The 20,859-nt window shown below is 71.6% G+C and carries 16 protein-coding genes; 4 read left to right on the forward strand and 12 right to left on the reverse strand.

Annotated features, from left to right (window positions below):
* Nucleotides 1–22: 22 nt before the first annotated feature.
* The 5 genes from ACFYY7_RS27370 to ACFYY7_RS27390 all read right to left on the reverse strand — a co-directional run bounded on the left by ACFYY7_RS27370 (nucleotide 23) and on the right by ACFYY7_RS27390 (nucleotide 5,877).
* Complete coding sequence (locus tag ACFYY7_RS27370; RefSeq protein ID WP_266736089.1) at nucleotides 23–1,075, reverse strand: ABC transporter permease; 1,053 nt, start codon at nucleotides 1,073–1,075, stop codon at nucleotides 23–25.
* On the reverse strand, nucleotides 1,072–2,592 hold the full coding sequence (locus ACFYY7_RS27375) for a sugar ABC transporter ATP-binding protein (RefSeq protein WP_266736091.1): 1,521 nt from the start codon (nucleotides 2,590–2,592) through the stop codon (nucleotides 1,072–1,074). The genes ACFYY7_RS27370 and ACFYY7_RS27375 overlap by 4 nt, the downstream gene beginning before the upstream one ends.
* 2 nt (nucleotides 2,593–2,594) lie before the next feature.
* The gene (locus tag ACFYY7_RS27380) at nucleotides 2,595–3,635 is read right to left on the reverse strand and encodes a sugar ABC transporter substrate-binding protein (RefSeq protein WP_266736092.1); all 1,041 of its coding nucleotides are present in this window, start codon (nucleotides 3,633–3,635) and stop codon (nucleotides 2,595–2,597) included.
* 110 nt (nucleotides 3,636–3,745) lie between these two features.
* On the reverse strand, nucleotides 3,746–4,525 hold the full coding sequence (locus ACFYY7_RS27385; protein ID WP_388665391.1) for an SDR family NAD(P)-dependent oxidoreductase: 780 nt from the start codon (nucleotides 4,523–4,525) through the stop codon (nucleotides 3,746–3,748).
* The gene (locus ACFYY7_RS27390; protein ID WP_388665393.1) at nucleotides 4,522–5,877 is read right to left on the reverse strand and encodes an L-fuconate dehydratase; all 1,356 of its coding nucleotides are present in this window, start codon (nucleotides 5,875–5,877) and stop codon (nucleotides 4,522–4,524) included. Before ACFYY7_RS27390 ends, ACFYY7_RS27385 begins: the two co-directional genes overlap by 4 nt.
* A 256-nt stretch (nucleotides 5,878–6,133) precedes the next feature.
* Between ACFYY7_RS27390 and ACFYY7_RS27395 the strand changes: the two genes are divergently transcribed.
* On the forward strand, nucleotides 6,134–7,213 hold the full coding sequence (locus tag ACFYY7_RS27395; protein WP_388665395.1) for a PAC2 family protein: 1,080 nt from the start codon (nucleotides 6,134–6,136) through the stop codon (nucleotides 7,211–7,213).
* Between the two features lie 63 nt (nucleotides 7,214–7,276).
* Here the strand turns inward: ACFYY7_RS27395 and ACFYY7_RS27400 are convergent, their stop codons facing one another.
* From ACFYY7_RS27400 to ACFYY7_RS27420, 5 genes are all read right to left on the reverse strand, one after another.
* Entirely contained in the window at nucleotides 7,277–10,321 is a 3,045-nt protein-coding gene (locus tag ACFYY7_RS27400) for an NPCBM/NEW2 domain-containing protein (protein ID WP_388665397.1), read from the reverse strand.
* Nucleotides 10,322–10,455: 134 nt separating this feature from the next.
* Complete coding sequence (gene mshC / locus ACFYY7_RS27405) at nucleotides 10,456–11,685, reverse strand: cysteine--1-D-myo-inosityl 2-amino-2-deoxy-alpha-D-glucopyranoside ligase (protein WP_356081009.1); 1,230 nt, start codon at nucleotides 11,683–11,685, stop codon at nucleotides 10,456–10,458.
* Between the two features lie 152 nt (nucleotides 11,686–11,837).
* Nucleotides 11,838–12,710, reverse strand: coding sequence for an SCO1664 family protein (locus ACFYY7_RS27410; RefSeq protein ID WP_388665399.1), 873 nt, complete (start codon nucleotides 12,708–12,710; stop codon nucleotides 11,838–11,840).
* On the reverse strand, nucleotides 12,674–13,264 hold the full coding sequence (locus ACFYY7_RS27415) for a DUF3090 domain-containing protein (protein WP_124718684.1): 591 nt from the start codon (nucleotides 13,262–13,264) through the stop codon (nucleotides 12,674–12,676). The genes ACFYY7_RS27410 and ACFYY7_RS27415 overlap by 37 nt, the downstream gene beginning before the upstream one ends.
* A gap of 103 nt (nucleotides 13,265–13,367) precedes the next feature.
* A complete protein-coding gene (locus tag ACFYY7_RS27420) occupies nucleotides 13,368–14,066 on the reverse strand; it encodes a histidine phosphatase family protein (RefSeq protein WP_388665401.1) in 699 nt (232 codons plus the stop codon).
* A 72-nt stretch (nucleotides 14,067–14,138) separates the two neighbouring features.
* On the opposite strand from ACFYY7_RS27420, the gene corA reads away from it, so the two are divergent.
* Entirely contained in the window at nucleotides 14,139–15,134 is a 996-nt protein-coding gene (corA, locus tag ACFYY7_RS27425; protein ID WP_388665403.1) for a magnesium/cobalt transporter CorA, read from the forward strand.
* 25 nt (nucleotides 15,135–15,159) lie between these two features.
* Here corA and ACFYY7_RS27430 read toward each other — a convergent pair whose 3' ends face one another.
* Together ACFYY7_RS27430 and ACFYY7_RS27435 are read right to left on the reverse strand one after the other, a co-directional pair.
* The gene (locus tag ACFYY7_RS27430; RefSeq protein WP_388665404.1) at nucleotides 15,160–15,948 is read right to left on the reverse strand and encodes a ferritin-like domain-containing protein; all 789 of its coding nucleotides are present in this window, start codon (nucleotides 15,946–15,948) and stop codon (nucleotides 15,160–15,162) included.
* A gap of 256 nt (nucleotides 15,949–16,204) precedes the next feature.
* The gene (locus ACFYY7_RS27435) at nucleotides 16,205–17,254 is read right to left on the reverse strand and encodes an LLM class F420-dependent oxidoreductase (RefSeq protein ID WP_351252512.1); all 1,050 of its coding nucleotides are present in this window, start codon (nucleotides 17,252–17,254) and stop codon (nucleotides 16,205–16,207) included.
* A gap of 140 nt (nucleotides 17,255–17,394) precedes the next feature.
* Between ACFYY7_RS27435 and ACFYY7_RS27440 the strand changes: the two genes are divergently transcribed.
* Together ACFYY7_RS27440 and ACFYY7_RS27445 are read left to right on the forward strand one after the other, a co-directional pair.
* Nucleotides 17,395–18,378, forward strand: coding sequence for an aldo/keto reductase (locus ACFYY7_RS27440; RefSeq protein WP_266736107.1), 984 nt, complete (start codon nucleotides 17,395–17,397; stop codon nucleotides 18,376–18,378).
* Entirely contained in the window at nucleotides 18,375–20,804 is a 2,430-nt protein-coding gene (locus tag ACFYY7_RS27445; protein ID WP_388665406.1) for a helix-hairpin-helix domain-containing protein, read from the forward strand. The genes ACFYY7_RS27440 and ACFYY7_RS27445 overlap by 4 nt, the downstream gene beginning before the upstream one ends.
* Nucleotides 20,805–20,859: the final 55 nt, after the last annotated feature.

Consider the following 20,859-nt stretch of genomic DNA (forward strand, 5'->3'; position numbering starts at 1 on the left):
TCCGGCGTTCGGGCAGCGGGCTTCAGTCCTGCTTCTCGCCGCTCGCGAAGCGGGAGATGACCAGGGCGACGATGATGATCGCGCCGTTGAGGAACTGGTTCCACAGCGCCGGGACACCGCCGAGGGTCATCACATTGACCACCAGCTGGAGCGTCAGCACACCGGTCAGCGCCCCGAACAGCGTGCCGCGGCCGCCCTTGAGGCTGATGCCGCCGATGACCGCGGCGGCGAACACCTGGAAGATCCAGCCGTTGCCCTGGGTCGCCGCGACCGATCCGTAGTGACCGGTGTAGAGGATGCCCGCGAAGGCCGCCAGCAGGCCGCCGACGGCCAGCACGATCCAGGTGACCCGGTCCACCCGGATGCCCGCGGCGCGCGCCGCTTCCGGGTTGCCGCCGATGGCGTAGAGCGAGCGGCCGTGGCGCAGCCAGGCCAGCGCGGCGCCGCCGACGGCGAACAGCGCGAGGCAGATCCAGACGGCGGCCGGTGCGCCGAGCCACTCGCTCTTGCCGAGGTAGCGGAAGGACTCCGGGACGTCGGTGATGGACTTGCCCTCGGTGATGCCGATGTGCAGGCCGCGCAGCATGGTGAGCATGCCGAGCGTGGCGATGAAGCCGTTGACCCTCAGCTTCAGCATCAGGAAGCCGTTGACCGCGCCGATGACCAGGCCGACCAGCAGGCAGAGCGGGATCGCCGACCAGGTGGGCAGCAGTCCCAGGCCCGCGAAGCGGCCGCCCTCGGCAGGCAGCACCAGCCACATCGCGACGACCGGCGCGATGCCGATCGTCGACTCCAGCGACAGGTCCATCCGCCCGCAGATCAGGATCAGCGCCTGGCCCAGCACCAGCAGGCTCAGCTCGGAGGACTGCTGGACGACGCTGATCAGGTTCTCGGAGGTCAGGAACACCGGCGAGACGATGAACCCGATCACCATCAGCACCAGGATCACCGGTACCAGCGAGAAGTCGCTCCACCTGATCAGCTTGAGCCGGTCCAGCGGCCTTTCGCCGGCCGGGGAGCCCTTCGGTCCGCTGTCGATGCCGTCGGCCGTCAGGGGCCGTACCGTGCCGGTCATTCCCTTTCCCCCACACCTTCCATGGCGGCGACGAGCTCCCCGTCGTTCCACCCGCTTGCGAATGTCGCGACCACGCGTCCGTGGAACAGGGCCAGCACCCGGTCGCAGACCCGCAGATCGTCCAGCTCGTCCGAGATGATCACTGCGGCGTTCCCCTCGTCGGCGACCCGCCGTACGACTCCGAGCAGCGAGTCCTTGGACTTGATGTCCACGCCCGCGGTGGGCCGCACCGCCACCAGCACGCTGGGTTCACGGGCCAGCGCCCTGGCCACCACCACCTTCTGCTGGTTGCCGCCGGAAAGTCCGGAGACGGGCTGCTCGGGCCCCTGTGTCTTGATGTCCAGCGAGGCGATCATCGAGCGCGCGAACTCCCTGGTACGGGAGGGCAGTACGGTCCCCCACGGGCCGAGCTGGTCGGTGACCGTGAGCGTGGCGTTCTCGGCGACGCTGCGTTCCAGGACGAGGCCCTGGTCGTGCCGGTCCTCGGGGATGTAGCCGATCCCGGCGTCCAGCGCGTGCGGCACGCTGCCGGAGCGCACGGCCCTGCCGTGCACCCGGACGGTGCCGCCGCCCGCCTTCCGCATGCCGGCCAGGGTCTCGCCCAGGGCCGTGTTGCCGCTCGCCGCCGATCCGGCCAGGCCGAGCACCTCACCGGGGCGGACCTCCAGGTCCAGTGGTTCGAACTGGCCCTGGACGGTGAGCCCTTCGGTACGCAGCACAGGGTCGGCCGATCCGTCCCGTGCCGCGGCACCGCTGCCGCCCGCGTGCCAGGCGGTGGCACCGGCGGACTGCTCGCCGGTCATCGCCGCCACCAGCTCCGCTTTGGCGATGTCGGCGACCGGGGCGGTCAGCACATGGCGGGCGTCACGGTAGACGGTGACCGCCGTGCACAGCTCGTACACCTCCTGGAGGTGGTGGGAGATGAAGAGGAACGCCACTCCCTGGCTCTGCAGTTCCCGCAGCTTGTCGAAGAGCCTCCCGATGCCCCGGGCGTCGAGCTGGGCGGTCGGCTCGTCCAGCACGATCAGCCGGGCGCCGAAGGAGAGCGCCCTGGCGATCTCGACGAACTGCCGCTGCTCGACGGCGAGATCGCGTGCCCGGGTGCTGGGGTCGACCTCGACGCCGTACTCGGCCAGCAGCCGCTGCGCGCGGCTGCGGAGCCTGCCCCAGCTGATCCAGCGGGCCTTGTCGTCGAAGCGGTTGAGGAAGAGGTTCTCCGCGACGGTCAGATCCGGGACGACCATGGATTTCTGGTAGACGCAGGCGATCTTCGACTGCCAGGCCGCGGTGTCCCCGAAGGCGGGCGCGGGCTCACCGCCGAAGGCGACCGTTCCCGCGTCCGCCTTGTGGAGTCCGGTCAGGACACTGACCAGGGTCGACTTTCCGGCGCCGTTGCGCCCGACCAGGGCGTGCGACTCACCCGGCTGCACGGTGAGCCGGACCCCGTCGAGCGCCACGGTGGGCCCGAAGCGTTTGACAACGCCTTCCGCCTGTACGGCAGGTGGTGCCTGGTCCATGGCTAGCTCTTCTTCTCCAGCTGGTTGGCCCACAGCTTCGGGTCGTCGACGTTGTCCTTGGTCACCAGCGGCGCGGGGAGCTGGTCCTCGAAGCCGTTCGGGATCTTGATGATGTTGGAGTCGTGGTCGGTGGGGCCTTCCTTGAAGGTCTTGCCGTCCAGGGCCGCCTTGGCGTAGTACAGCGCGTACTTCGCGTACAGGTCGGCGGGCTGGGAGATCGTCGCGTCGATCTTCCCGGCCTTGATGGCGTCGAACTCCTCGGGGATGCCGTCGTTGGAGATGATCGTGATGTGCCCCGGCGTACCGGCCGGCTTCAGCAGCTTCTTCTGCTCCAGCAGGGCGAGGGTGGGCTGCAGGAAGACACCGCCGGCCTGCATGTAGATGCCGTTGATGTCGGGGTTGGCGGCCAGGGTGGCCTGGAGCTTGGCGGAGGCGACGTCGCCCTTCCAGTCGGTGGCCAGCTCGAAGACCTTGATGCCGGGGAAGTCCTTGTCCATGCAGGCCTTGAACGCCTCGGACCGGTCGCGGCCGTTGATCGAGGAGAGGTCGCCCTGGAACTCGACGACCTTGCCCTTGCCCTTGAGCTGCTCGCCGAGGTACTTGCAGGCGTTGGTCCCGTACGCCTTGTTGTCGGCGCGCACCACCATGTAGATGTTGCCCTTGTCGGGGCGGGTGTCGACGCTGACGACCGGGATCTTCTTCTCGTTCAGCGTGTTGAGCGACTCGGCGATCGCACCGGTGTCCTGCGGTGCCATCACCACGGCCTTGGCGCCCTGGTCGGTGAAGGTCTGGACGTTGGCGACCAGCTTGCCGATGTCGTTCTGCGAGTTGGTCAGCGGCAGCGCCTTGACCTCGCCGGCCTCGACGCCCTTCTCCACGTAGTTCTGGTACGAGTTCCAGAAGTCGCTGTCGCTGCGCGGCAGGTCGATCCCGACCTTCCCGCCGCCCGCGCCGTCGGCGGTCGACTCGCGGTTGCAGCCCGCGAGGGCGGTGACTGCCAGCAGTACGGCGCAGGCCGCCGCACTCGTCGTACGCACTCTCATTGGTGTCCCGTTCCTTTGTGAGTACCGGCTCGGAGCTCTGTCGGCAAAGCGGAGGTGCATCGTGCGCGGGGAGCGCGGCCCATGACGCGGCTCGGGCCGCGCTCCCCCGGTCAGCTCTCGGCGGGGCGCAGGCGCAGCCCCTGCATGCCACCGTCGACGGCCAGCGCCGTACCGGTGACCGAGGCGGCGGCGGGGCTCGCGAGGTAGACGATCGCGGCGGCCACCTCATCGGCCGACACCAGCCGTCCCAGCGGCTGGCGGGCGTTGAGCGCGGCCCGCTCGGCGGCCGGGTCGTCGGCCTGGCCGAGGAGCCGGCCGATCCACGGGGTGTCCGCCGTACCGGGGTTGACGCAGTTGACCCGGATGCCCTCGCGGACGTGGTCCGCGGCCATCGCCAGGGTCAGCGAGAGCACCGCGCCCTTGCTCGCGCTGTACAGGGCGCGCTGCGGCAGCCCGGCGGTCGCCGCGATGGAGCAGGTCTGGGTGATCGAGACGGCGCCGGGGCGGCCGGCCGCCGCGCGCCGCAGATGTGGCAGGGCGTGCCGGGCGGTGCGGACCATGCCGAGGACGTTGATGTCCAGTACCCGGGTCCACTCCTCGTCGGTGTTGTCCTCGACGGTGCCGACGGATCCGATGCCGGCGTTGGAGACGACGGTGTGCAGTGCGCCCAGTTCGGCGGCGGCCCGGTCGACCGCCTCGCGCACCGCGTCGTCGTCGGTGACGTCGGCCTTGACGGCGAGGACGCCCTCGGGGGCGCCCGCGGTCTCCCGGTCCAGTACGGCCACCCGGGCGCCGCGCGCCAGCAGCATGGTCGCGACGGCGGCCCCGATGCCGGAGGCGCCGCCCGTGACCAGGGCTCCCATTCCTTCGAAGTCGCTCGTCGCGGTCATCGGCCGGCCTCCTCGGTGGTGCGGCGGGACTGCCATACGGCGCCCTCCGGATAGCGGTGTGCGTCGATCGACTCGGGAAGCATCCGCGCGGAGAAGCCCGGGGAGCTCGGCGCGGTGTAGCGGCCCGACTCGATCACGGTGGGATCGGCGAAGTGTTCGTGGAGATGGTCGACGTACTCGATCACACGGTTGTCCCAACTGCCGGAGACCGCCACGTAGTCGAACATCGAGAGGTGCTGCACCAGCTCGCAGAGTCCTACCCCGCCCGCGTGCGGGCAGACCGGCACGCCGTACTTGGCGGCGAGCAGCAGGATCGCCAGGTTCTCGTTGACGCCCGCGACGCGGGCCGCGTCGATCTGGACGAAGTCGACCGCCCCGGCCTGGAGCAGCTGCTTGAACACGACCCGGTTGGCGACGTGTTCGCCGGTGGCGACCTTGACCGGCTGGCCCGCGCGGACGGCGGCGTGGCCGAGGATGTCGTCGGGGCTGGTCGGTTCCTCGATCCAGTGCGGGTCGTACGGCGCGAGCGCGGTCATCCACTCGACCGCGTCCCGGACGTCCCAGCGCTGGTTGGCGTCGACGGCGATCCGGATGTCCGGCCCGACGGCCTCGCGGGCCAGGGCGAGTCTGCGGACGTCGTCGCTCAGGCTGCCGCCGACCTTCAGCTTGATCTGGGTGAAGCCGTCGGCGACGGCCTCCTTCGCGAGCCCGACCAGCTTGTCGTCGCTGTAGCCCAGCCAGCCGGGCGAGGTGGTGTACGCCGGGTACCCCTCGGCGCGCAGCCGCTCGGCGCGCTCGGCCCGGCCGGGTTCGGCGGCCCGCAGGATCTCCAGGGCCTCGTCGGGGGTGAGGGCGTCGGTGAGGTAGCGGAAGTCGACGAGGGAGACGAGCTCCTCGGGCGTCATCCCGGCGAGGAACTCCCAGACCGGCCTGCCCGCGAGTTTGGCGGCCAGGTCCCAGGCGGCGTTGACGACCGCGCCGGCCGCCATGTGCATCACGCCCTTCTCCGGGCCGAGCCAGCGCAGTTGCGAGTCATGGGTGAGCTCGCGGTGCAGTGCGGCGAGATCGGCCGCGGTGCGGGGCACCGGGCGCCCCACCAGATAGGGGCGCAGCGTGTCGATGGCGGCGGCCATCACCTCGTTGCCGCGCCCGATGGTGAAACAGAAGCCATGTCCCTCGATGCCGCCGCTGCCGCTGTCCGGTCCGCCCGTGCGGTCCTGGACATCGGTGTGCAGTACGACGTAGGCAGCCGAGTAGTCGGGATCGGGGTTCATGGCGTCCGAGCCGTCCAGTTGTTCCGAGGTCGGAAAACGGATGTCGTGGACCTCGAAATCCGTGACGGTCTGACTCATGTGCGCCCCCAGGGGAATAACATCGGACCTCTGTTCTGGTCATCCGATGTATAGCGCCACGAAGACCTCAACGTCCAGCGCCTGAACGAAATCTGCCCATCACAGCTCGGATGTATCCCGGGTCTGATGCCCCGATTCGACCGGTGATACGCCCGTGCGGGCCGGGTTCGCCCGGCTGTGTGCTCAGGCTGCGGCGCAAGTGGCCGGAAGCCGTAAGGTTGATGGGTACACAAGGGAACTTCGGAAGGAGGCCTGGGTGATCGAGCTCGAGGGGGTTCCCGAGCTGATCGACCCGGTCATGGTGGCCGCGTTCGAGGGTTGGAACGACGCAGGGGACGCCGCCTCCACGGCGGTCGCACACCTGGACCGGGAGTGGAAGGGCGAGGTGTTCGCGGCGCTGGACGCCGAGGACTACTACGACTTCCAGGTCAACCGGCCGACGCTCTGGCTGGACGGCGGGGTACGCAAGATCACCTGGCCGACCACCCGGCTCTCCGTGGTCCGCGTCGGCGGGGACAAGCCCCGCGATCTCGTCCTGGTCCGGGGTATCGAACCATCCATGCGCTGGCGCTCGTTCTGCAACGAGATCCTGGGTTTCGCCCATGAGCTGGGAGTGGAGATGGTGGTGATCCTGGGCGCCCTGCTCGGCGACACCCCGCACACCCGGCCGGTGCCGGTCAGCGGAGTCACCTCCGACCCGGACCTGGCGCGGACCATGGACCTGGAGGAGACCAAGTACGAGGGGCCGACGGGCATCGTCGGCATCCTCCAGGAGGCCTGCACGCACGCGGGCGTGCCCGCGGTGAGCCTGTGGGCGGCGGTGCCTCACTACGTGTCGCAGCCGCCCAACCCGAAGGCCACGCTCGCGCTGCTGAACCGGCTGGAGGACCTCATCGGTCTGCGCATCCCGCTGGGCGAACTGCCCGAGGACGCGCGCGCCTGGCAGCTCGGCGTCGACCAGCTGGCCGCCGAGGACAGCGAAGTGGCCGAGTACGTGCAGACGCTGGAGGAGGCCCGGGACACCGCCGAGCTGCCCGAGGCGAGCGGCGAGGCCATCGCCCGGGAGTTCGAGCGGTATCTGCGCCGCAGGGACATCGGTCCGGGCCAGGCACCGGGCGGGCACGCGACGGAGAGCGGCGACACCTCGTACCTGCGCGACACCTCCAGCGGCCGCACCCGGCCGCCGAAGCCGGTCCGCCCCGAGACCGGGGGCGACACGGGCCCCGGCGCGCCGCCCGCGGACGGACCCGGCCGGCAGCCACCGGCCGGCCGGGAGGGTGACGGCGGAGACGGCGAGGGGCCGCAGGGTCCGCCGGAGGACTCCCCGGAGGACTGACGGGACCGGTGGAGCGCCGGGCGGGTACGTGACCGCCCGGCGCTCCCGTGCTGTCCGGTCCATTCAGGAACAGGTGAACCGGGCTCCGGCCCAGTCCCCGTGGTCACCGGTCTTGGAGCCGTTGGTGTCCGTGACCTTCAGGTGCACATGGCGCGCACCGTCGAGCTTCACGTCGACCGGCACGGTCGCCGAGGCCCCGGTCACCTTCGGGGAGGTCCACAGCACCTTGCCGTCCGCCTCGACGGAGAAGGCCACTTCGCCGTAGCCGTTGATCTCGTCGTCGATCCCCGCGTCCGCGGTGAACGCGGTGCAGCGCCCGCCGAGATAGACCTCGATGTGGGAGTCGGCGTGGGTGCCGATCCCCTTCTCGTACGTCTTCCCGGCGAGGGTCAGCGGGTGCCCGTCGGTGGCGCCCGACTCGCCGTTGCTGCGGTCGCGTTCGGCCGGTCCGTAGCCGTTGGTGGACTTCAGCCACACCAGATCGCTCGCCCAGGCCTCACCGGTGGGCGGCGGTGGCATCACTCCGGCGGCGAACCGCTGGGTGGCGGTGCGGGATTCACCGGCCGACCGGTAGCGGACGAGGGCGGTGATCCGTGCCTCTCCCGCCGTGGCGTCCTTCGCGGGGGTGACGGAGACCTCGACCCGCCGGGTGGTGCCCGCCGGGATCCGGTCCACCTTCGCGGGCCCCGCGACCTGCCAGCCCTCCGGGACGTCCAGACCGACCTGGGCGTCCGTCACATCGGCCGTGCCCGCGGTGACGTCGACGGTGACGGTGCCCTCGGCCCCGGCGCCGACCTCCTGGCCGGGCGGCGCGGAGACCACGGCGTTCGCCGCGGCGGTCCGCCCGCCGACCGCGCTGGTGTGCTTCAGCTTCACGGAGAACGCCCCGGCGGTGGAGAGCGGCGCGGTCTTGATCTTCACGACGCCGCCGCGGTCGTCCCGGTCGTACCACCAGCCCTGCTTCGCGGCCTTGTACGCGGCGGCGGAGTCCAGCCGGGGCAGCTTCCCGCCGAGCTCGACCGCGCTCGGGGCGGAACCGGTGTGCACGCTGAACTCGTACGGGCGCTTGCCCTGCTTGCCGCTGAACTCCCCCTTGCTCGCGCCGATCCGCACGGTCACGTCGCCCGCGCCCCGGACCGGCGCGTCCACGTCGGCCCGCTGGGTGGCGTACTTGCCGTCGCGGTGCTGCCGGGTGACGCCGTCGTCCTCGTACAGCGTGAAGGACGACTTGCCCTGCGGGTAGATGTCCCAGGCGAGCGGGGAGCCGGCGGTGCGGTCCTTGTACGAGCGGATTCCGGGCCACATCGGCACGCTGGCACCGCCCTTGACGAACAGCGGCAGGGTGTCGAGCGGGGCGCTGTAGTCGTCGAGGGTGACCGGCCCCTCGTAGGTCCGGCCGCTCCAGTAGTCGGTCCAGGTACCCTTCGGCAGGTAGATGCCGTCGCGTTCGGTGCTGTCCTGGTAGACCGGGGCGACGAGGAAGTCCTCGCCGGACATGAACTCGTACTTCGCCGCGTCCGTCGCCGCCTTGGGGTCGTCCGGGTATTCGAGGACGAGCGGGCGGACCATGCCGACGCCGGTCTTCGTCGCCTCGTGGGCGTAGGAGTACTGGTAGGGCAGCAGCGACTCCTTGAGCTTGAGGTAGTCGCGGTTGATGGTGGTGTACGGCTCCCCGTACCGGAAGGGCTGCTTGTCGCTGGCCGCCCAGCCGTCCATCGTCATCGTGGTCCCCAGGAACATCTTCCACTGGAGGTCACGGGTGTACGTCTTGGCGCTGCCGCCGAAGATGCCGTCGACGTCGCCGGTGGTGTAGGCGAGACCGGACATCGTGGCGCCCGCGTAGGTCGGGATCTGCCAGCGGATGTAGTCCCAGGTGCCGGACTGGTCGCCGGACCACTGCACACCGCAGCGCTGCGCGCCCGACCAGCTCTCGGGGGCGTAGGTGAAGCCGCGGGCGTCGCTGTTGTCCTCGATGCCCTTGTACGCGTCCTTGCAGCCGTCCAGGGCGAACTTGTAGCCGGCGCCGATCCAGGCGACGTCCAGCTTGGCGACCCGCTGACCGGCCTTCACCTGCTCGGAGATCTTCTCGATGCCGTCCTGGGTCCACAGGCCGAGCTGCATGTCGCGGTCCTGGAGGCCCTTCGCGGTCTCGGCGAGGTCCTCGTGACCGCAGCCGTAGCCGTCGTTGACGAGCATCCAGCCGTTCGGCATGTCGTTCTCGACGTAGCCGTCGGCGACCTTCAGGGCGTCCAGGGTGTGGCGCTCACCGCGGTTGGCGTTGTGGAGGTAGCAGTCGGCGTCGCCGATCTCCATCCCGTACACCGGCGGCAGGAAGGGCTTGCCGGTGAGCTTCGTGTACTGCCCGATGACGTCCTTGGCGCTGTCGCCCGCGAAGTAGTACGCGTCGAAGCGCTGCTCCTTCGCGCTGGTGGTCACCGGGTCGTTGAAGGCGTAGGTGTTCGGCGCGTAGGTGTTGCGGAAGACGCCGTAGCCGGCCGAGGAGAGGTAGAACGGCACCGAGTTGGGGTGGCCGCCGTCGTTCCAGTTGTAGTCGACGCCGACCTCGACGGTCTTGCCGCGGTGCGAGGTGTTGCCCCGGCCGTTCTGCATGCCGGCGCCGTAGAACTGCTCGTCCGCGCCGCGGGCCAGCGTCTGGGTGGTCTTCCCGTCGTTCCAGCTCAGCCCCTTGGCCTCGGACCAGACCTGGCTGCCGTCCGCCCGGTACAGGGCGAAGCGCAGGGGAGATTTGTAGGCCCTCAGGGTGACGTCGGAGGTGGAGAGTTCGTAGCGGTCGCTCCGCTCCTTCCACCGGGTGTGCGGCGGGGTGCCCTGCCGCAGGACGATGTCGTCGCCCGTCGGGTCCGAGAACGTGCCGTCCGGGGCGAGTTCGATGCGGAAGGTCTCGTCGGAGACGAAGCTGACCCGGGCCTCGGCGGCTCCGGCCTTCAGGTGGTAGACGGATCCGTCGGCGGAGAACCCGGTGAGGTCGCCGACCGTGGTGTCCGGCTCGGCGGCACCGGCCTGGGCCGCACCTGGTCCCGAGAGGACGGCGAGCAACCCCAGCAAGGCTGCAACTGCCGCCGTTCTGATGCGCGTTGATGATTGCATAGAGCGCTTTTAGCGCAGCATCGAGCATTTGACCACGGACAAAACGGAACCGGCCCTGAACTTCGTCGAGAAGTCCAAGGCCGGTTCGTCCGGAACGTCCGGTGGATATCAGCGGGTTGCCACCCTGCGCGGCGCTACAGAGCGACACCCAGCAGTGCGTCGACGGTGCGCGAGACGAGGCCGGGCGCGCCCTCGTCCGTACCGCCCTCGGCGTTCTGCCGCTCGGCCCAGCGGTCCACGGCGGCCAGCGCGGCCGGCGCGTCCAGGTCGTCGGCGAGGGCCTCGCGGACCTCCTCGACCAGGGCATCGGCTGACAGTCCGTCGGGCCGGGAGACGGCGGCCCGCCACCGGGCCAGCCGCGCCACCGCGTCGGCGAGCACCTGGTCCGTCCACTCCCAGTCGGACCGGTAGTGGTGCGACAGCAGCGCCAGCCGGATCGCTGCCGGGTCCACGCCGTCGCGGCGCAGCTGCGAGACGAAGACCAGGTTGCCCCTGGACTTTGACATCTTCTCGCCGTCCAGGCCGACCATTCCGGCGTGCACATAGGCCTGGGCGAAGGGGTGCTCACCGGTGAGCACCTGGGCGTGCGAGGCGCCCATCTCGTGGTGCGGGAAGGCGAGGTCGGACCCGCCGCCCTGGACGTCGAAGCCCATGCCGAGGTGGTCCAGGGCGATGGCGACGCACTCGATGTGCCAGCCGGGCCGGCCGGGGCCGAGCGAGCCACCGTCCCAGCTCGGCTCGCCCTCGCGGGCGGCCATCCAGAGCATCGGGTCGAGCGGGTTCTTCTTTCCGGGGCGCTCCGGGTCGCCGCCGCGTTCGGCGGAGAGCAGCCGCATCGCCTCGGCGTCGAGGTTGGAGACCTCGCCGAAGTGCGGGTCGGTCTCGACGGAGAAGTACACGTCGCCGTCGAGTTCGTAGGCGGCGCCGGCGTCGCGGAGCCGTTCCACCAGCGGGACGATGCCGGGTATCGCCTCCACGGCACCGATGTAGTGCTTCGGCGGAAGCATGCGCAGGGCGGTCATGTCCTCGCGGAACAGGGCCGTCTCGCGCTCGGCGAGCTCGGTCCAGTCCTGGCCGTCGCGCACGGCCCGCTCCAGGAGCGGGTCGTCCACGTCGGTCACGTTCTGGACATAGTGAACCTGCCGCTTGGTGTCGAGCCACACGCGCTGAACGAGGTCGAACGCGTTGTAGGTCGCCGCATGACCCATGTGGGTCGCGTCGTACGGCGTGATGCCGCAGACGTAGATGCGGGCGACGGGACCGGGGTCAAGGGTGATCCGTCCGCCGGTCGCGGTGTCGTGGATCCGAAGGTCGCGGCCCTTGCCAGGCAGGGCGGGGACCTCAGAAGCGGGCCAGGCATGCATGTCACGAGCGTAACCGGATGCATGTTCCGGATACGAACCGGATGCCGGATCTTGACCGAAGAGGCACTCTTGCGCCGGGCGGTTCCATCTGCTTCGGGAGACGGCCCGGTCACCCCGGTCCGCGCCCCGCCACCCCGTTTCCGCTGCTCCGCTCAGACCGGAGGCCAGGGTATCGACGGCCACTGCCCGCTCGGCTCCGGGTGCCTGCCGGTCGCCCTGAGCCCCGCCACACGGCCCCGCAACGCCTCGATCTCGACCTCGGTGATCAGCTCGGCCAGCCGGGTGACGAGCGGGGTTCCCGGCGCGAGTTCCGCGCCCAGCCGTTCCACGACCTCGACGGCCTCAGCCGTCAGCGGCTCCCCCGCCCAGCCCCAGAGCAGCGTGCGCAACTTGTCGTCGGCGTTGAATGTCACACCGTGGTCTATGCCGTAGAGCCGGCCGCCGGGTGCGGGCAGCAGATGGCCGCCCTTGCGGTCGCCGTTGTTGATCACCGCGTCGAGGACGGCCAGCCGCCGCAGCCGGGCGTCGTCCGCGTGGACCAGCAGGGCCGTCCTGCCCTCACCGACCTCGGCGTGGGCGACGGCCTTCCAGCCCTCCCCCGGCTCCTCGTCCTCGACGAGCGCCAGCAGCGGCGGCTCGCCCGCCTCGCCGTCCGCGCCGTCCGCGCCGTTCTCGTCGCGCTGGGGTGCCGCGTCGATCCACAGCTGGCACATGCCCTCGCCGTACGGGCCGTCCCGCAGCACGGTGGGCGGCACCAGGCCCCAGCCGGTCGCCTCGGAGATCTCGTACGCGGCCACCTCGCGCGCGGCGAGCGTGCCGTCCGGGAAGTCCCACAGGGGCTGCTCGCCGGCCACCGGCTTGTAGACGCAGGCCGCTTCCTCGCCGTCGCGCGCGACCGTGCAATAGAGCACCGCGTTGGAAGCGCCGCGGATCTGTCCGAGAACGGTGAGCTCGCCCTCGGTGAGCAGATCGACCAGTTCGGTGCCGGTCAGGCTCCGCGACGGTATCCGTTCTGGCGCGGGCATACGTGTCCTTCCGGGTCGAGCGGCAGGCTGCACAGCGGGCACGGCGGACGTCCGGCGTTCACGACGTCCAGGGCGCGCTTGGCGAAGGCCCGTGCCTGCGCGCCGCTGAGACGGACCCGGAGCATCGGCGGTCCGTTCTCCTCGTCCTGGAGCAGCCGTTCCTCGGCCTCGGCGAGATCCTCGTCGGATTCCACGTCCAGTTCGACCAGCGCCTGCGCCTCGACGATCATGCGCTGTTCCTCGCCGTCCCAGGCGAGCGCCATCGTGCCGACCCGGAACTCCTCCTCGACGGGGACGTCCAGGGGCGCGGTGTCGGTGACGTCCATCGGCGCCACGGCGGGCACCGGGGAATTCCCGCCGGTCCGCCGCACCACCTCGTCGAGCAGTTCGTCGATCCGCTCGGCGAGCGCGGCGACCTGGGTCTTCTCCAGGGCCACGCTGGTGACACGTCCGCCTGAGGATGCCTGCAGGAAGAACGTACGACGTCCAGGCAACCCGACCGTACCGGCCACGAAGCGGTCCGGGGGGTCGTAGAGGAACACCTGACGGGACACGTCCTGTCTCCCTTGAACTCGACGGTGGTTGAGGGGCGGCCGGGGCCCGGGACATTCCCCGGGCAAGGCGCCTACGGAGCGTCCACCCTACTGCGCGAAGCGATCACGGTGCCCCAGCGCCGCCCCCGACCGCCGCGTCCGAGTCCGAGTCCGCCGCGCGCGGGTGTTCGCGCGGCGCCAGCGACGCCAGATCCCCGGTGTCGCCGAGTCTCAGCAGGAAGGGCCGCAGCCTGGTGTAGCGGATCGCGGTGACCGAGCAGGGGTCTGCGTGGATCCGCTGGAAGAGGTCGAGATGCATGCCGAGCGCATCGGCCACCAGGGCCTTGATGATGTCGCCGTGCGAACACATCACGTACATCGCGTCGTCGCCGTGCCCGGCTTCGATGCGGGCGTTCCAGTCCCGTACGGCGTCGACCGCGCGCGCCTGCATGCCGCGCATCGACTCACCGCCGGGGAACGCCGCGGCCGACGGGTGCTGCTGCACTACACCCATCAGGGGTTCGTCGGCGAGTTCCGCGAGCTTGCGCCCCGACCAGTCGCCGTAGTCGCACTCACTGATCCGGTCCTCGGTGTGCAGCTCCAGCTCCGGACGGGCGGCGAGCAGCGGCCGCAGGGTCTCCCGGCAGCGCTGGAGCGGGCTGCTGACGGCGGCGGCCAGGGGCAGCCCGGCGAGCCGTCCGGGAAGCGCCGCGGCCTGCTCGGCACCGCGCTCGTCGAGCGCGACCCCGGGGGTGCGGCCCGCGAGCACCCCGGCGGTGTTGGCGGTGGAGCGTCCGTGGCGTACGAGGATCAGGGTCGGCATACGGGCCAGCCTAAGGGCTGCCCTCAGGCCGCCGATGCCGATGAGGTGCGCCCAGGACCGCGGCAGGGAAGAATGCGCGCCGTGATCGTGGACTGTGCCATCTACCGGGACGGGCGCCGCACCGACGGCCCCGCCGACCTCTCCGATGCCCTCGAAGAGGCACGGGCCACCGGCGACGCGTTCCTCTGGATCGGGCTGCACGAGCCGACGGAGAAGGAGTTCGACCTCGTCAGCAGCGAGTTCGGCCTGCATCCGCTGGCGGTGGAGGACGCCCTGAGCGCACACCAGCGCCCCAAGCTGGAGGTGTACGACGACTCGCTCTTCGCGGTCATCAAGCCGGTGGTGTACGAGCAGAGCAGCGACACCGTCACCACCGACGAGCTGATGGCCTTCATCGGCGATTCGTTCGTCGTGACGGTCCGGCACGGGGAGGGCGCGCCGCTCGCCGCGGTGCGCCGCCGTCTGGAGGCCGAGCCGGAGGTGCTCAAGCACGGGCCGACGGCGGTGCTGTACGCGATCAGCGACGCCGTCGTCGACCACTACATAGAGGTCGCGGGCGAGCTCCAGGTCGACCTGGAGGAGCTGGAGGCCGAGGTGTTCGCGCCGACCGGCGTCGGTGACACCAAGAGCACCGCCTCCCGCATCTACACCTTCAAGCGGCAGATCCTGGAGTTCCGCCGGGCGGCCGGACCGCTGAGCTCCCCCATGGCCCGGCTGGCGAGCGCGGACGTGCCGTTCGTCCACGAACACTCGCAGCCGTTCTTCCGGGACGTCAGCGACCATCTGACGCGCGCCAACGAGTACGTGGAGGGGATGGACCGGCTGCTCTCCGACATCCTCTCGGCCCATCTGGCCCAGGTGGGCGTGCGGCAGAACGACGACATGCGCAAGATCTCGGCCTGGGCGGCGATGGCCGCCGTGCCGACGATGGTGGCGGGGATCTACGGCATGAACTTCGACCACATGCCGGAACTCCGCTGGGTGTGGGCCTATCCGGCGGTGATCGCGCTGATGGCCGCCGTGGTCTTCGGGCTGTACCGGCAGTTCAAGCGCCGCGGCTGGCTCTGACGCACGGGCGGACGCCCCGCCCGGTTCAGACGAATTCGGGCTCCGGCGTGGCGGGACCGCCCAGCGCGTCGCGCCGCTCGGGCTGTTCCAGGCTCACCATGCGCCGCCACCCGACGAGCCGTTCGTACGCGTAGACGGCATGGATGCCGGCGGCCAGCACCGCCGACCTGCCCCGGGGCCAGCCCAGGATGCGGCCCATGTGGTCCATCACGGCGAGGCTGACGTCGCGGTAGACCCGGATCTCGGCGAGCGCGCACTCGCGCAGGGTGCGCTGGATGGTGCGGCCGTGTCCGGCCCGTGCGAGGCGGAGCAGTTCCTCGTGGCAGTACGCCAGGTGGTTGTCCTCGTCGTTCGAGATCATTTTCACGGCGCGGCCGAGGTCGGGGTGGTCGGCGAAGTACTTGCGCAGCAGGGCCATCTGCTCGGAGGCGCGCTGCTCGGTGACCCGGCTGTGGGCGAGGTAGGTGATGATGTCGCGCTCGGAGAGCCGTTCCTCGCCCCGCAGCTGCTCGTGGGCGAGGCCGATGCCGTGCTTCTCCAGCAGCATCGTGTAGTCGGTCTCGGGCGGGACCTCCGACGGCTGGAGCCCGCGCCTCTTCAGCAGCGCGTTGAAGATCCGGCCGTGCTTGTCCTCGTCGGCACCGTGCCGTGCGATCTTGGGCGCCAGGGCGCGCTGGCTCTCGGGCACCAGGGCGGCGATACGGCCGTTCTCCCAGCCGCCCTGGGCCTCCCCGCCGGCCGCGATGGAACAGAACAGCCGGAACGACTCGTCGTCGTCGAGAATCTCCTGGAACAGGTTCCTTGCCGAAAGCATCGCTGCCACCTCCGTGCCGCATCCACCGAGCGACAGTCAAGTGCGGCACACCCACGCGGGCAACAGGAACGAGCCCCGGCTACGCCGGATGGGTGTGCGGCCCGGCGTAACCGCACTGCCGTGCGCGCGTTGATATGCGTAACGGCCGTGGCGGGGAGCCCCCGAGCCCCCACCACGGCCGTAGTGCTGCCTTCCGGGGCCTTGGAGCGTCCAGCAGCAGACCTCCGCGGCGTCGCGCTGCCTACTGCCGGACGCTCTACGCGAGCCCGGAGCGCTCCAGCGCGTCCGTACCGGCCCGCAGGGCCGTGAGCCGCTCCTCCAGCGTGAATCCGGCCGGGGCGAGGGTCAGTGTCGTGACACCCGCGGCGGCGTAGGCCTGCATCCGCTCGGCGATCCGCTCGACCGGACCGAGCAGCGTGGTCTGGTCGATCAGCTGGTGCGGTACGGCGGCGGCGGCGCCGCTCTTGTCGCCGGACAGGTACTTGTCCTGGATCTCGGCGGCTTCCTTCTCGTAGCCCATGCGCTGCGCGAGCTGGTTGTAGAAGTTCTGCTTCCGGCTGCCCATGCCGCCCACGTACAGGGCGGTGTACGGACGGAACATGTCCGCGAGGCCGTTGACGTCGTCGCCGACGGCGAGCGGCAGGGTCGGGCAGACGTCGAAGCCCTCCATGGTCAGACCGGCCTTCTCCCGGCCCGCCCGCAGGTACTTCAGCGCCGTGTCCTCCAGGTGCTCGGCGGAGGGGAAGATCAGCAGCGCACCGTCGGCGATCTCGCCGGTCTGTTCCAGGTTCTTCGGGCCGATCGCGGCGATGTAGAGCGGGATGTGCTCGCGCTGCGGGTGGACGGTCAGCTTGATGGGCTTGCCCGGACCGTCCGGCAGCGGCAGCGTCCAGTGCTGTCCCTCGTAGGAGAGCCGCTCGCGGGACATGGCCCTGCGGACGATCTCGACGTACTCCCGGGTGCGGGCCAGCGGCTTGTCGAACTTGACGCCGTACCAGCCCTCGGAGACCTGCGGTCCCGACACGCCGAGGCCGAGCCGGAAGCGGCCGCCGGAGAGCGAGTCGAGGGTGGCGGCGGTCATCGCCGTCATGGCCGGCTGGCGGGCCGGGATCTGCATGATCGCGGAGCCGACGTCGATGGACTCGGTCCGGGCGGCGACCCAGGAGAGCACGGTCGGCGCGTCGGAGCCGTACGCCTCGGCCGCCCAGCAGACGTCGTATCCGAGCCGGTCGGCCTCCTGGGCGACGGCGAGATTGTCGCCGTCCATTCCCGCGCCCCAGTAACCGAGATTGATGCCGAGCCGCATAGCCGCTCCCCTTACCGATCAGTAACGTCTCTGAGCTCCGGACTCTAGCGCGCGGCGGCGCGATCCGGCAGGGGCGACTTGACGCCGCGTTGTCCACAGGCTTCCGCCGAGTCGGGTTCTGGCCAGTAATCTCAGCGCCCATGGAGCAGAGGCATCTCGGCCGCACCGGCCTTCGAGTGTCCCGGATCGGGCTCGGCACCCTCACCTGGGGCCGGGACACCGATGAGCACGACGCCGCCGAACAGCTGAAGGCCTTCTGGGAGGCGGGCGGCACGCTGGTCGACACGGCCGATGTGTACGGCGGTGGGGAGGCCGAGTATCTGCTCGGGCAGCTCGTCGGGGGCCTGGTGCCACGGCACGATCTGGTCATCGCGACGAAGGCCGGCAGCGTGGCCGATCCCTACCGCAGGTTCGACGGATCGCGCGGGCATCTGCTAGCCGCGCTGGACGCCTCCCTGGAACGGCTCGGCACGGACCACGTGGATCTGTGGCAGATCCACGCCTTCGACCCGGGGACCCCGCTGGAGGAGACCCTTCAGGCAGTGGACCTGGCGGTGTCCAGCGGGCGTGCCCGGTACGCGGGGGTGTCGAACTTCTGCGGCTGGCAGCTGGCCAAGGCGGCGACCTGGCAGCTCGCCTCGCCCGGGGTGCGCACCCGGCTGGCGAGCACACAGATGGAGTACTCGCTGTTGCAGCGGGGGGTGGAGCGGGAGGTGCTGCCCGCCGCCCTCGATCTCGGTGTCGGGCTGCTGCCCTCCTCCCCGCTGGGCCGCGGGGTCCTCACCGGGAAGTACCGGTCGGGCACTCCCGCCGACTCGCGCGGTGCCTCGGAGCTGCTGGCCCCGTTCGTCGAGCCGTATCTCGACGAGGCCGCGAGCCGCGTGGTGGACGCGGTGGCGACGGCGGCGGACGGGCTGGCCACGACGCCGCTCCAGGTGGCTCTCGCCTGGGTGCGGGACCGGCCCGGCGTGGTGGCCCCGATCGTCGGCGCGCGCAATGCGCAGCAGCTCACGGAGGCGTTGTCAGTGGAGGCGCTTAGTCTTCCTGACGAGATCTGCCAGGCGCTCGACGATGTGTCGGCGCCCGTGCACCGCTATCCCGACCAGGACTGGAGCACGCTGTGACTGCGCTTCCCCGGGGGGAAACCCCCGGCTCCCCGGCCGACGACGACGCCGTCGTCGTCGCGCCCCCCTCCGCCGACGTGCCCGCCCCGTCCGCCGGGGACGGGGCGGAGACGGAGGGCGGTGCCCCCGGGCCCACCGGGGCGGGCGACACGGAGCCGGCCCCCGGCACCGGCGGACCGGCCGAAGCGACGAACGGCGGAACCGACGATGCGGCGGACGGCGAACCGGCCGGAGCCGCGAACGGCGCGAGGGACGACGGGCCGTCCGGGGCCGACGACTCCGACGACCCCGACGGCTCCGCGGACGGGACGACGGACGACGGACCGGCCGAGCCGGCCGAGGCCGCGGAGGACACGGCCGACGGCGCCGGGGACGGGGCGGACGCCGGACCCGCGCAGCTCTCCGAGGCCGAGGCCGAGCTCGCCGCCCAGCGTGAGCTCAGGGAGCGGATCGAGAAGCGCAAGGCCGAGAAGGCGGGCCCCATCGCCGCCGGGGGGAAGCTGAGCGGAAAGGCGGCGGACCTGCTGGCGGCCGTGCGCGCGGTGGAGAGCGGCGAGCAGTCGGCCACCTCGTTCTTCGACTCGCCCGCACCCGCCGCTCCCCGCCGGACCGCACCCGAGCCCGCTCCGGCCCGCCCCCGCGCCCCCGAACCGGCACGGGCGCCGCAGAGCGCCTCGCCGGAGGCCGTCGCCGCGACCGCCGCCGTGCTGGCCGAGGGCGGGGCTCCGGCGGCGCTGGCGGGACCGGCGACCGAGGCCCTCGGGGCGCAGGCGGCCGACGCCCTGCGCGTGGACCCCTGGCAGCTGCTGGCCGTGCCGGGGGTCAGGCCCGAGCAGGCGGACGGGTTCGCGCGGGCCCTGCTCGGTGCCGAGTGCGGTCCGGACGACGAGCGGCGGACCGCCGCCCTCGTCGGCTGGCTGCTGGAGCGGGCCGCGCTCCGGGGCCACACGGCGCTGGACGCGTCGGAGGTACGGGCCGCGCTCGCCGAGCGTTCGGTGACCGATCCCGACGCTGCCGTGCAGCACGCCGTCGCCGAGGGCGTCGTCCTGGTCTTCCAGGACGACGGACAGGACGGGCAGGACCACGACGGGCAGGGGGCCGGGGCACCTGCGGAATCCGGCGAGGAACCCGGCGCGGGCGCCGAGCGGGCCGGGCAGGAGCCGGTGCAGGTGCTGCTCGGCCTCGACCGCTACGCACTCGCCGAGGAGAGCCTCGCCGACGGCCTGGCCCGGCTGGTCAACGCCTGCGAGAAGGACGCCGACTGGACGGAGGCGGCCTCGGCCGCGAGCTCCCCGTCGGCGGCCGAGCTGATCCGCGCGGTCGCGGCCCACGGCCTGGTGGCACACACCGGGGGCGAGGCCGCCAGGGCCGAGCCCGCCGCCCTGATCACCGCGGCCCGCGCTCTCGGGCTGCGCGCCCTGGGCGCCACGCACAGCACCGACGGCAGGCGCCGGCTGGCCGCGGCGACCGGTGACCCGGAGACGGCCGTCACCCTCGCCGGTCTGCTCTCCGGCGAGCAGGGCCCGGGGCGCGACGAGGAAGGCGCCGTCTCCGTCGACCTGCTCGTCGTGCTGGACGCCCCGCAGCTGGACGTGGAGACCGCCGCGATCCTGGTCGAGTCGCTGGCCGACGGCACCCGCCTGGTGTTCAGCGGCGATCCCGGGGTGCTGGGATCGGCCGGTGCGGGGCGGGTGTTCGCGGATGTGCTGGCGGCCCGCGCGTGCCCGCAGATCGTCTCCCGTACGCCGGATCCGGGCCCCATCGGCGAGCTGGTCTCCGGCATCGGCATCGGCGAGCTGAACCAGGTCGAGGCGCCCGGCAAGGAGGTGGTGATCGTCCCCGTGCGCGATGCGGGCGAGGCGGTGCACCGCACCGTGCAGTTGGTGGCCGACTCGGTGCCGCGCGCCATCGGCGTACCGTCGTCCGACACCCAGGTGATCACCGTCGGCCACGGCGGCTCGGCGGGCACCCGGGCGCTGAACGCGGCGCTGAAGCAGCGGCTCAACCCCGGGCCCGGCCGGTTCGGCGGCTTCGACCCGGGAGACCGGGTCGTCCACGTCCCGGCACCGGGCAGGGCCGAACCGGGGGTGGTCGTCTCGGCGGACGCCGAGGGCCTGCATCTGGACTGTGCGGGCACGGAGGTCGTCGTGGCCCAGGAGCGGGTGGAGTCCTCCGTACGCCACGGCTGGGCCCTCAGCGCCCACCAGGCGGCCGGGATGCGGTGGCCCGCGGTGGTCGTCGTGCTGCCGGGCGACGCGGCGCAGGGACTGAGCCGCTCCTGGGTGTACACCGCCTTCAGCCGCGGCGAGCGCCATCTGTCCGTGGTGCACGGGGTGGATCAGGCGCTGCCGCGCGCGGTCGCCCAGCCCCCGGCCCAGGACCGCACGACGCGGCTGCGCACCCTGCTGGAGACCCCGGCCCGCTGACCGGGTCCCGTCGGGGACGACAGGGCCGGACGGGCTCGACGCAGAGCCCGTCCGG

This window comes from Streptomyces sp. NPDC001933 (assembly GCF_042890955.1).
GTDB lineage: Bacteria > Actinomycetota > Actinomycetes > Streptomycetales > Streptomycetaceae > Streptomyces.

What these genes read in the sequence shown, in the direction of transcription:
- ACFYY7_RS27370 (WP_266736089.1), bottom strand. Translation starts at nt 1,075, where the DNA reads ATGACCGGCACGGTACGGCCCCTGACGGCCGACGGCATCGACAGCGGA.
- ACFYY7_RS27375 (WP_266736091.1), bottom strand. Translation starts at nt 2,592, where the DNA reads ATGGACCAGGCACCACCTGCCGTACAGGCGGAAGGCGTTGTCAAACGC.
- ACFYY7_RS27380 (WP_266736092.1), bottom strand. Translation starts at nt 3,635, where the DNA reads ATGAGAGTGCGTACGACGAGTGCGGCGGCCTGCGCCGTACTGCTGGCA.
- ACFYY7_RS27385 (WP_388665391.1), bottom strand. Translation starts at nt 4,525, where the DNA reads ATGACCGCGACGAGCGACTTCGAAGGAATGGGAGCCCTGGTCACGGGC.
- ACFYY7_RS27390 (WP_388665393.1), bottom strand. Translation starts at nt 5,877, where the DNA reads ATGAGTCAGACCGTCACGGATTTCGAGGTCCACGACATCCGTTTTCCG.
- ACFYY7_RS27400 (WP_388665397.1), bottom strand. Translation starts at nt 10,321, where the DNA reads ATGCAATCATCAACGCGCATCAGAACGGCGGCAGTTGCAGCCTTGCTG.
- mshC (WP_356081009.1), bottom strand. Translation starts at nt 11,685, where the DNA reads ATGCATGCCTGGCCCGCTTCTGAGGTCCCCGCCCTGCCTGGCAAGGGC.
- ACFYY7_RS27410 (WP_388665399.1), bottom strand. Translation starts at nt 12,710, where the DNA reads ATGCCCGCGCCAGAACGGATACCGTCGCGGAGCCTGACCGGCACCGAA.
- ACFYY7_RS27420 (WP_388665401.1), bottom strand. Translation starts at nt 14,066, where the DNA reads ATGCCGACCCTGATCCTCGTACGCCACGGACGCTCCACCGCCAACACC.
- corA (WP_388665403.1), top strand. Translation starts at nt 14,139, where the DNA reads ATGCGCGCCGTGATCGTGGACTGTGCCATCTACCGGGACGGGCGCCGC.
- ACFYY7_RS27430 (WP_388665404.1), bottom strand. Translation starts at nt 15,948, where the DNA reads ATGCTTTCGGCAAGGAACCTGTTCCAGGAGATTCTCGACGACGACGAG.
- ACFYY7_RS27435 (WP_351252512.1), bottom strand. Translation starts at nt 17,254, where the DNA reads ATGCGGCTCGGCATCAATCTCGGTTACTGGGGCGCGGGAATGGACGGC.
- ACFYY7_RS27440 (WP_266736107.1), top strand. Translation starts at nt 17,395, where the DNA reads ATGGAGCAGAGGCATCTCGGCCGCACCGGCCTTCGAGTGTCCCGGATC.